Origin of the sequence: Eubacterium ramulus (assembly GCF_003122485.1) — a bacterium.
Classification (GTDB): Bacteria; Bacillota; Clostridia; order Lachnospirales; family Lachnospiraceae; genus Eubacterium_I; species Eubacterium_I ramulus_A.
Map to the genome: position 1 here is coordinate 42212 of NZ_JRFU01000012.1, position 10062 is coordinate 52273.

General features: G+C 43.7%; 11 protein-coding genes. 3 read left to right on the plus strand and 8 right to left on the minus strand.

Features of this window, described 5'->3' with window-relative positions:
* The first annotated feature begins 52 nt into the window (after positions 1 to 52).
* Complete coding sequence (locus LG34_RS01505; protein WP_256385909.1) at positions 53 to 766, plus strand: GntR family transcriptional regulator; 714 nt, start codon at positions 53 to 55, stop codon at positions 764 to 766.
* Positions 754 to 1491 carry a GntR family transcriptional regulator gene (locus LG34_RS01510; RefSeq protein WP_109214557.1) on the plus strand — a complete coding sequence of 246 codons (738 nt, stop codon included), beginning with the start codon at positions 754 to 756 and terminating at the stop codon, positions 1489 to 1491. Before LG34_RS01505 ends, LG34_RS01510 begins: the two co-directional genes overlap by 13 nt.
* 63 nt (positions 1492 to 1554) lie before the next feature.
* Here the strand turns inward: LG34_RS01510 and greA are convergent, their stop codons facing one another.
* The 8 genes from greA to LG34_RS01550 all read right to left on the minus strand — a co-directional run bounded on the left by greA (position 1555) and on the right by LG34_RS01550 (position 9520).
* On the minus strand, positions 1555 to 2058 hold the full coding sequence (gene greA / locus LG34_RS01515; protein WP_021739494.1) for a transcription elongation factor GreA: 504 nt from the start codon (positions 2056 to 2058) through the stop codon (positions 1555 to 1557).
* A 121-nt stretch (positions 2059 to 2179) separates the two neighbouring features.
* Complete coding sequence (locus tag LG34_RS01520) at positions 2180 to 3544, minus strand: sodium-dependent transporter (protein ID WP_109214558.1); 1365 nt, start codon at positions 3542 to 3544, stop codon at positions 2180 to 2182.
* A 545-nt stretch (positions 3545 to 4089) separates the two neighbouring features.
* Positions 4090 to 5499, minus strand: a complete 1410-nt coding sequence (locus tag LG34_RS01525) for an oxaloacetate decarboxylase subunit alpha (protein WP_109214559.1) — start codon at positions 5497 to 5499, stop codon at positions 4090 to 4092.
* 201 nt (positions 5500 to 5700) lie between these two features.
* Complete coding sequence (locus tag LG34_RS01530; protein ID WP_109214560.1) at positions 5701 to 6852, minus strand: sodium ion-translocating decarboxylase subunit beta; 1152 nt, start codon at positions 6850 to 6852, stop codon at positions 5701 to 5703.
* A gap of 14 nt (positions 6853 to 6866) precedes the next feature.
* Positions 6867 to 7238 carry a biotin/lipoyl-containing protein gene (locus LG34_RS01535; RefSeq protein ID WP_109214561.1) on the minus strand — a complete coding sequence of 124 codons (372 nt, stop codon included), beginning with the start codon at positions 7236 to 7238 and terminating at the stop codon, positions 6867 to 6869.
* Between the two features lie 31 nt (positions 7239 to 7269).
* Positions 7270 to 7662 (minus strand): OadG family protein, encoded by a 393-nt coding sequence (locus LG34_RS01540; RefSeq protein ID WP_109214562.1) that lies wholly within the window; start codon positions 7660 to 7662, stop codon positions 7270 to 7272.
* A gap of 20 nt (positions 7663 to 7682) precedes the next feature.
* On the minus strand, positions 7683 to 9053 hold the full coding sequence (locus LG34_RS01545; protein WP_109214563.1) for a carboxyl transferase domain-containing protein: 1371 nt from the start codon (positions 9051 to 9053) through the stop codon (positions 7683 to 7685).
* A gap of 218 nt (positions 9054 to 9271) precedes the next feature.
* Positions 9272 to 9520: a fumarate hydratase gene (locus LG34_RS01550; protein WP_333491080.1), complete on the minus strand. Its 249-nt coding sequence runs from the start codon at positions 9518 to 9520 to the stop codon at positions 9272 to 9274.
* A 129-nt stretch (positions 9521 to 9649) separates the two neighbouring features.
* On the opposite strand from LG34_RS01550, the gene LG34_RS01555 reads away from it, so the two are divergent.
* Positions 9650 to 10062: LysR family transcriptional regulator (locus tag LG34_RS01555; protein ID WP_146190164.1), on the plus strand; the 413-nt coding region annotated here is incomplete at its 3' end.

The following is a 10062-nucleotide window of genomic DNA, read 5'->3' on the forward strand; positions in this document are numbered from 1 at the left end:
TGGAAGTAAAAGGAGCGTATTTTTAGAATTTATGAGAAAGAATTTACTTACAATGGATGTCATTCTTGCAAAAGAGATCATATATATGTTGAAAAATGAGGGCTATCGCCCCGGAGACCGGCTTCCTTCTGAGCGATTTCTTGCGGAGCATTTTCATGTGCAGCGGCCTACTATCCGGAATGCTCTGGCACAACTTGTGCGTGAGCATTACCTTTTTTCCCAGGAAAGACTTGGATATTTTGTTGCTCCTGAGAGAATCAAAATATCTACTCACACCTGTACCGGTAATTTTGATCCCGGAGAAAAACGTCCGAATATTCGCTGGCAGCCCTATTCTTTTGAAGAGATTTTGGTAGATAAACGTCTTTCCGGCAAAATGCTGATCCCGGAACAAACACCAGTTTATAAAATCCTTTTCATTTATTATGAAAACGACACCCCGCTGTGCCTGGATTATTCTTATACTCCAATCGATATCTATCCTGGTCTGACTGCTGAAATTCTGGGTTCACGCCCAATTTTGAATGTATTGCAGACAGATCTTCAGATACCGATTTTGAAATCCAATCAGCGTGTGACACTCATTTACACAAATGAGGAAGAATCCAGTCTGCTCCAAACTGCACCGGGTAGTCCCATGATGAAATACAAAGGTCTGGTATACGACGAAACCGGCAGACTGATTCATTTTTTTGAAGACATTATGAAAATAGATGATTTTGCATTTATCAGAAATGCGGAAATGGAGGAATCATGGAACAATTAAATCATGTAGCAGCACAGGTGCGCGATATTATTGTAAGCAGGATTGAAAGCCATGAATATCTTCCCGGAGAAATGATCCCTAGCGAACGAGTCCTTGCAGAAATGTATGGTGTAAGCCGACCTACCATCCGCACAGCCATCGATGAACTTGTAAATGAGCATTATCTCGTGCGTCGACAGGGAAAAGGTACCTTTGTCAGGAAACCGGAATATAACAAAGTCGCTTTCGGTGTATTAAATGAATCCGAAAATGCCAGTTTCACTTCCCTTGTCCGCAATTTTGGAATCGAGATATCCAACAAATTACTGTGCACCGGCACCATCCAGGGGCGTTATTATTATGCTGATAAACTTGGTCTTGCATTTGAAGAACCAATTTATGGAATCCACCGTATCCGCCAGGGTAACAAAGAGCCACTGGCTATTGAGTACACTTACGTTCCACTGAAATTTTTCCCGGATATCGATAATTATAACTTTGAACAGATTTCTCTGTATGACTACATGTCCACCAGAGATCACCTGCCCGTTGTTTTCCAGGAATCTCTGACCATGGTAGAAGCCGGGGATAAAATCCGTTCCTATCTGCATCTGGAAGATGAAATGATCGTCAATCACCTGGAACTGATTGGCTATGACCATCACGGTAACCTTGTAGAATATACAGAAAGTTATTCCCGCCCAGACAAACTGGAAGTACGTTTTGTATCAAATAACACAAAATAGAAACGCTGTCCGTAAAAAAATAAGTCGAGCGCACATGAAATTTGTGCGTTCGACTTATTTTTGTTAAAATTTTCTGAGTCCAATACTTCCGTCATCTTCGGTGTTTTCAATGGCACGGATTTCTACATAGTAACCGGCATTTGCATTGATCTCCACGTAGACACGGTCTCCGACTTTATGACCAAGAATGGCTTTTCCGATTGGGGATTCCGTAGAAATCCAGCCTTTCAGGGAGTTTCCGCGCACGGTTGTCACCAGTGTATACACTTCTTCTTCGTCATCATCTTCAAAATATAAAGTAACTTTATTATTGATTCCAACTTCATCGGATTTTGACTCATCGGATACAACTACCGCTGTTTTGATCATGCGCTCCAGATAACGGATACGGCTTTCGTTGGCATTTTTATCTTTTTTTGCTGCGTGGTACTCAAAATTTTCACTGAGATCGCCATGCGCTCTTGCCTCTTTTACAGCTTCCAATGCTTCTTTACGAACTACCAGTTTCCGATATTCGATTTCCTCTTTCATTCGTTCAATGTCTTTTTCTGTCACTTCATCATGCATAATCTCGATACCTTCTTTCCAAAAGTGAAGCGGGCACTCACGTTCTGCTCTCGCTACTTCTCTCTGACACAGTTACTTTACAGCCTGCATTCAACTTGAATCTATCGCCTATTTCGGTGGATTACATCGTAAAGAATCCGAACTGTGCCATTGAATAAGTGATCAGGATGATCACCAACATTACCGGTGCAATGTATTTTATCATCACATTGTACAGTTTTTCACGATTCATTTTTTCACCATTTCGTTTTACTTCATCTGTAACAGTCTTTGCTCCTGCCGCCCATCCGATCAGAATACAGGTGCACAGTGCTACGATCGGCATTAATACACTATTGCTGATATAATCAAAGAAAGTCAAAAAGTCCATCCCAAGAATCTTGATATGTGCCCATGCACCATTGCCCAGAGAGGATGGAATTCCCATTATAATACTGATAATGATGCAGACCGCAACGCTTTTCTTACGGCTGATACCGAATCGATCCATAAAGGAAGATACGATAGCTTCCATAATCGAAATGGAGCTGGTCAACGCAGCTAAGAATACAAGCACAAAGAACAAAATTCCGATGATCGTGCCACCTCTCATTTGCTCAAACACTTTCGGAAGCGTCACAAACATCAATCCTGCTCCGCTTGCTTTTGTTCCTGCTTCACCGCTGAATACATAAACTGCCGGAACGACCATAAATCCTGCCAGCAGAGCAACGACTGTATCAAAAATCTCAATCTGATTTACAGATTTTGTCAGGCTTGTCTCGTTTTTTGTATAAGAGCCATAAGTAACCATGATTCCCATAGCCAGACTCATAGAATAAAACATCTGTCCCATGGCTGCACACACTGTTTTCAGTGAAAACTTCGTAAAATCAGGCAGGAGATAGTACTTAATACCGGCACTTGCTCCCGGTAATGTAAAAATATAAATGGAAATAATCACAGAAATAATCAGCAATAACGGCATCAGGAATTTACTGATTTTTTCAATTCCTTTATTGACGCCAAGCAGGATAACTGCTGCAGTCAGTCCCAGATAAACAGCGAAATAAATCATCGGTGAGATCGAATTTCCGACAAAATTTCCAAAAAAACTATCTGCTGCTGCATCCAGTCCATGACCGGACACAAATGTCACCATATATTTAACAACCCAACCGCCGATCACACAATAATACGGCAGAATGATCACCGGAACGATCGGTGCCAGCACGCCTAAAAATCCAAATTTTTTATTGATGGCTTTATATGCAGTACCCGGACTCTGCTTTGTCTTGCGTCCGATTGCAATCTCGGTAGTCATCAATGTGAAACCGAAGGTCAGTGCCAGAATGATATATACCAGAATAAAAATTCCTCCGCCATACTGCGCGGCAAGGTAAGGAAAACGCCACAGATTACCAAGTCCCACTGCGCTTCCTGCTGCTGCAAGCACAAAACCGATTCCGCCAGAGAAACTACTGCGCTCCTTTTTGTTATGTTCCATATTAAATCCTCTTTCTAATCATTATTTTCTACAATTTTTTTCGTCTAATTGACGTATCCATCATTATATCATTGACATCCATATATTTCAACAAATACACTTGTAAAACACATCAAAATATTTTCTTGATTCTTTCAACTTTTCATGCTTCTGTATAAAAATGAGAGTTTTTTCACATTCTCCTCTTTATCCTACCGTTCTTTTATTATTCTTCATTCGAAAAATGCTCGAAAAATCTGAGCTTCCGAAATTCAGAAACCACTTGGTTCATATAAAGAATATTTGTGCAATCACAAGAACTGTAATTGCGCGACTTTAAGATAACATACTTTTATTTGTTTAATCAACAATTACAAAAGTTCATTTTGAAGAAAAACCTTCTGACTTATTTGCTCGACGAATGAAATAAAGGGGCTCGGCTTATTTTTTCTTAGCGAGCGATTGTTAGCCGATAAGACAAAATAAGCTGAGCCCCTTTCCATAGTCTACAATTGTATCACAAAAGAAACTTTTTTTATAATTTACAGTTTCACCACAAAAACTTTTTAAACCGGATAAGCCCCATTTTCATGATCAGCAGCTTCCGGATCTACCTTTGTCTGCTGTGCCTCACGATATTTGAAGAAATCCAGTGCCTGCTGTGGGAACAGTGCATAAGACAATACATCCTCATCCTGCTGTTTCCAGCGTGACATTTCTTTCTCAATCTTAGCAAGCTCCGGCTCAATCAGATCTGCCGGGCGGCATGTGATGGCTTTATCTTTATCCGGACCAAGTACTTTTTCTACGACTTCCGGATTGAACGGTTTAACCGTCTGACCGTACTCACCAAGTAAAATGCTCTTGGTCTCTTTGGTAGCGACTTTGTAACGCTCTCCCATCAGAACGTTTAATACAGCCTGTGTACCTACGATCTGGCTGGACGGTGTTACCAGAGGCGGCTCACCAAGGTCTTTTCTTACACGCGGAATCTCTTTTAATACTTCCTCGTATTTATCCTCTGCGTTCTGCTCTTTCAGCTGAGAAATCATGTTGGAAAGCATTCCGCCCGGAACCTGATAACGAAGCGTATTGATATTTACACCAAGTACCTTCGGATTTAACAGTCCGCTTGCCATTGCCTCCTCACGGATCTTAGCAAAGTATTCATTGATCTCTGCCAGAATATCCTGATTCAGACCGGTATCATACGGTGTGCCTTTGAAAGTCTCTACCATAACCTCTGTAGCCGGCTGGGATGTGCCCAGTGCCAGTGGTGAAATTGCAGTATCAATGATATCGCATCCAGCTTCTACGGCTTTTAAGCAGCTCATGGAAGCCACACCACTTGTATAGTGTGTATGAAGTTCGATCGGAAGGCTTACATTTTCTTTTAATGCTTTTACCAGACGCTCTGCCTCATACGGAATCAGCAGACCTGCCATATCTTTGATACAGATGGAATCTGCACCCATATCCTCGATACGTTTTGCAGTATCTACCCAATAATCCAGCGTATATGCCTCACCTAAGGTATAGGAAAGCGCAATCTGGGAATGACCTTTTTCCTTTTTGCAGGCATCTACGGCTGTCTTTAAGTTTCTCAGATCATTTAAACAGTCAAAAATACGAATGATATCGATTCCGTTTGCAATAGATTTCTGTACAAAATATTCTACTACATCGTCTGCATAATGACGATAACCTAAAATATTCTGTCCACGGAACAGCATCTGCAGTTTTGTATTTTTGAAACCATCACGGAATTTTCTGAGACGCTCCCACGGATCTTCTTTCAGGAAACGAAGGGATGCATCGAAAGTTGCACCGCCCCAGCATTCTACTGCATGATAGCCGACTTTATCCATCTTATCGATGATCGGAAGCATCTGTTCTGTGGTCAGTCTGGTGGCCATCAGAGACTGATGCGCATCACGCAGGACAGTTTCTGTTATTTTCAATGGTTTTTTCTCCATGATAAATTATCTCCTTTTTTATAATCATTACCTTTGTTTACGGATTGTTCCGCTGTTTCAGCTCCCACAATCCTCCCTCCATTCGAAAATCGCATGACTCTGTCCTGCTTTTTTTATCATTGGAGGGGCGTGTCGCTAATCCTGTAAAGCATTTACATGCAAGCATGACATGCTTTTAGGATTTCGACACTGTAAACAAAGTTATACACCGAATATTGCCATAAATACACCGGCTGCGATAGCAGTTCCGATAACTCCGGCAACGTTTGGTCCCATGGCGTGCATCAGCAGGAAGTTAGTCGGATCTTCTTCTGCACCGACTTTCTGGGATACACGGGCTGCCATCGGAACGGCGGATACACCTGCGGAACCGATCAGCGGGTTGATCTTACCTTTTGTTACAACGCACAGGATCTTACCAAAGATAACTCCGGCTGCGGTACCGAATGCAAATGCTACCAGACCAAGTACTACGATCTGAAGTGTTGTCACTTTCAGGAATGCTTCTGCACTTGTGGATGCACCAACAGATGTACCAAGCAGAATAACTACGATGTACATCAGGGCGTTGGATGCTGTCTCTGACAGCTGTTTTACTACACCACTCTCACGGAACAGGTTACCAAGCATCAGCATACCTACCAATGGAGCTGTGGTCGGAAGTACCAGACACACAATGATGGTAACAATGATTGGGAAAAGGATTGCTTCCAGTTTGGAAACTTCACGAAGCTGTCCCATACGGATGGAACGCTCTTTTTTGGTTGTTAAAAGTTTCATGATCGGCGGCTGGATGATCGGAACTAATGACATATAGGAATACGCCGCCACGGCGATCGGTCCCATCAAGTCATTTTGATGTAATTTTCCGGCCAGGAAGATGGAAGTCGGTCCATCTGCACCACCGATGATGGATACTGCTGCAGCTGCTGCATCGGAAAAACCGAATACGATAGCCAGCAGATACGCGGCAAAAATACCGAACTGTGCGGCTGCTCCCAAGAGAAAACTGATCGGGTTTGCGATCAGCGGACGGAAATCCGTCAGTGCGCCGACACCAAGGAAAATCAGGGACGGAAGGATGGACCACTCATCCAGTTTGAAGAAGTAGTGCAACAGACCTCCGACACCGTTGCTTGCATTTTCCGGAGAAATCATGATATCCGGATAAATATTTACCAGAAGCATACCAAACGCGATCGGCACCAGCAGTAACGGTTCATATCCCTTTTTAATTGCTAAATATAAGAACACACAGGCAACGGCGATCATCAGATAGTTTCCCCAGGTCAGATTGAAGAACGCGGTCTGATGCACGAGATTGCCTAATGTCTCTGCTATATTACCTGACATGTCTACCTCCTGTCTTATGCGTTCATGGTAGCAAGTACTGCTCCTGATTCTACTGTCTCACCTTTTGTTACATCCACGCTGGCAACTGTGCCGTCCTGTGGTGCAACAACCGGTGTTTCCATTTTCATGATCTCAAGTACAACGACAGGATCACCTTTCTTTACAGCTGCACCCGGTGCTGCTACAACGTCAACAACTTTACCTGCTGCGCCTGCTGTGATGGAAATGCTTCCTGCTGCGCCTGCGGCTGCTGCCGGTTTTGCTGCCGGAGCCGGTGCCGGTGCTGCTGCTCTTGGAGCCGGTGCTGCTGCCGGAGCGCCATTTGTATTTTCTTCTACGGTTACATCATATACGTTTCCGTTTACGGTAATTGTATAACTTTTCATTTTTCTATTCTCCTTAAACAAAATGGTGTGATTAGCGTCTCTTGATCGTACGGACTCTGAAACTGTCTACCGGTACATTCTCACTTGCTGCGATCGCGGCTGCGATAACAGCAACCAGCTCCAGATCGTCTGTTTCCTGTACCGGAGCTGCTGCAACAGGTGCTGCCTTTGGTGCCTCTGCTTCCGGTTCTGCTTTTTTTGCAAATTTTTTCTGGATCACAGGAATGATCTTGAAACAGTAAATGATCAGCGCAATTGCGATCAGCATAACGAATACCGTTCCCATACCAAGGACTGTATTCTGTAATGCATTTGCCAGTCGGGCTTTTCTGTCTGCTGCCTGCGCAAATACGGTCATCCCCGGAAGCTGTAAAGCCAGAAGTCCGAGACTGCCTGCCGCAATCCCTTTGATATTCTTTCTCATCTTCACTATCTTCCTTTCTTTTACAACATGGAAAATGCCATGATCAGATGTTTTCTTGTCTGTGCCGGAGCGATGACTGCATCCACACTGCCTCTTGCTGCTGCGGAAGTTACGGCATTCTGTTTTCCTTCATAAGCAGCTGCCTGTTTTTCAGTTGCTTTCTCTCCTTCAGCTGCAAATAAGATATTTGCTACTTTTTCAGCTTCCATCATACCTACTTTAGCGTCATCCCATGCAAATACCATATCGGCATCACTGATGCTTCTTGCGCCCATAGCCACATAAGCACTGCCGTAAGTATCGCCCATGATCAGGTTTACTTTACTGTTGAAACCGCCGTCGTGATAAGATTTTACCAGTTTTGCGATTGCCTGTGGAAGACCTTTTTCTGTCTGCTCTACTGCCGCAAATCCATCTGCTGCTGTCACAGTCAGAAGCGGAATCTCGCAATCGTTACAGAATGCGACGAAAGCTGCTGCTTTCTCACATCCGTCTACCGTAAGACCGTCAGCCAGATCTGCAGTTTTCTCACCTTTTTCATCATAAAGTGCATCGGCATTTGCCACTGCACCAACTAAAATTCCATTTAATGTAAGGAATCCTGTCACCATCTCCGGTGCGTAATCCGGGCGGATCTCCAGGAATTTATCGTCTGCACACTCAGCTAACAATGCACGTGCATCTTTTATTGCACATGTCTTATCGGAAATGTAACGGTTCAGATCATCCTCTCCGCAGCGTCCGTACTCCTCATCAATGAGCATGACTACCAGCTCACGGATTTTTGCCAGAACCTCATCTTCACTCTCCAGTACTTCTGCCTGTCCGGAAACTGCTGCCTGATATTTTGCAGAATCAAACTCGCGGGAAAGCTTTTTATTATCCTGAATTGTATGCGGTGCATTCACATACATCTGTGCTTCTTTTGTCATAAATGCAAAATCACTCATGGCCGGGATCAGTGTCATGCCACCTGCACAGTTACCCATTACCGCGCTGATTTGAAGTACACTGTCCGCATACTCAGCCTGTTTTGCAAGCACTGTGCCAAAGCTGTCCAGTGCATCTACAGACTCCTGCAGACGGAAGCCGCCGCAGTCTAACAGTCCGATCACCGGAGCTGCTGCCTTGTCAGCCATATCATATAATTTTGCGATCTTCTTTGCGTGCATCTCGCCCATTGTTCCGTTCAGCACATCACGGTTCTGACTGTATACATACACCGGATTGCCCTCGATCTGTCCGTAACCTGTGATGACACCATCGGATGGTGCGGACTGGTCATTTACGGTAAAATCTGTCATGCGAGCGGAAACTAATGCGCCAACCTCTACGAAACTACCCTCATCTAACAGACGGTTGATTCGCTCTAACGCTAAACATTCTGCCATATTGCCTCATACCTCCTTGAGATTGTTATTTTATTAACATACCAGAATCATTCTACTTCATTTTGAACAAAAATTCAAGAAAAATGTTCCTGTTTGCCTATCATTTTTGTGCCTTTCCTTGGCAAATTCACTTGTATTCTATGCAAAGTATACAAAATACCAATCAATGCCTTTTTTATCGCCTCTGATTTCAATCATCTTTTTATCCTCCTTATTTTTTACTCAAATTTCCAGGTAGAATGTGTATCACAGACTACGTTCAGCTCTTTGTCGATCACAATGTGACCACGACGGTGTGACCAGCATCCCACGTTTACAGCAACACCAATGGTAGACGGATGACGTGCCGTATTTTCAATATTTACACCCATGACAGAATATTTTCCGCCCATACCCTGCGGTCCAAGACCGATTGCATTGATTCCGTCCTCCAACAATCTCTCCATTTTTGCTGCATTTGCATTAATCCAGAACCCCGGTCACATTTAATCCGATCGCTACGATGGTAGCGGTAAGCCCCAGTGGAATTTTTTCTAATATAAAGCTGTCAATCGCAAATATCAGAAACAAAAACTGCTGCCGCAAATCAGCTTTTTGTGACGCAACCGGCCATTTCCCTGGCAATTCGGGAACTGGAAGCCGAATTTGGCATCACGCTGTTTACCAGATTTAACAACCGACTCACTCTGACAGAAGATGGCGCACTTTTTTATAAGAAAGCAGACTACATTCTGCAGTATTGCAAAGACATGCAGTTTGAATTGAACGGCAGCCGGATTCAGCAAAATCCAATCCATGTCGGCATTCCACCGGTGCTCAGCAGTTTTTTCTTTCCTGGACTCATTGATGCCTATCGTTCCAAATATCCGGATGCCCTCGTCTCACTGGAGGAGTATGGTTCTGTACGCGCCTGTGATCTGGTTCAGGAGGATAAACTGGATCTGGCTCTCGTCATCATGGAATTCAAGAATGCTCCGGCATTCTTGTTGCGAGGTGCGCGTCATGCAAT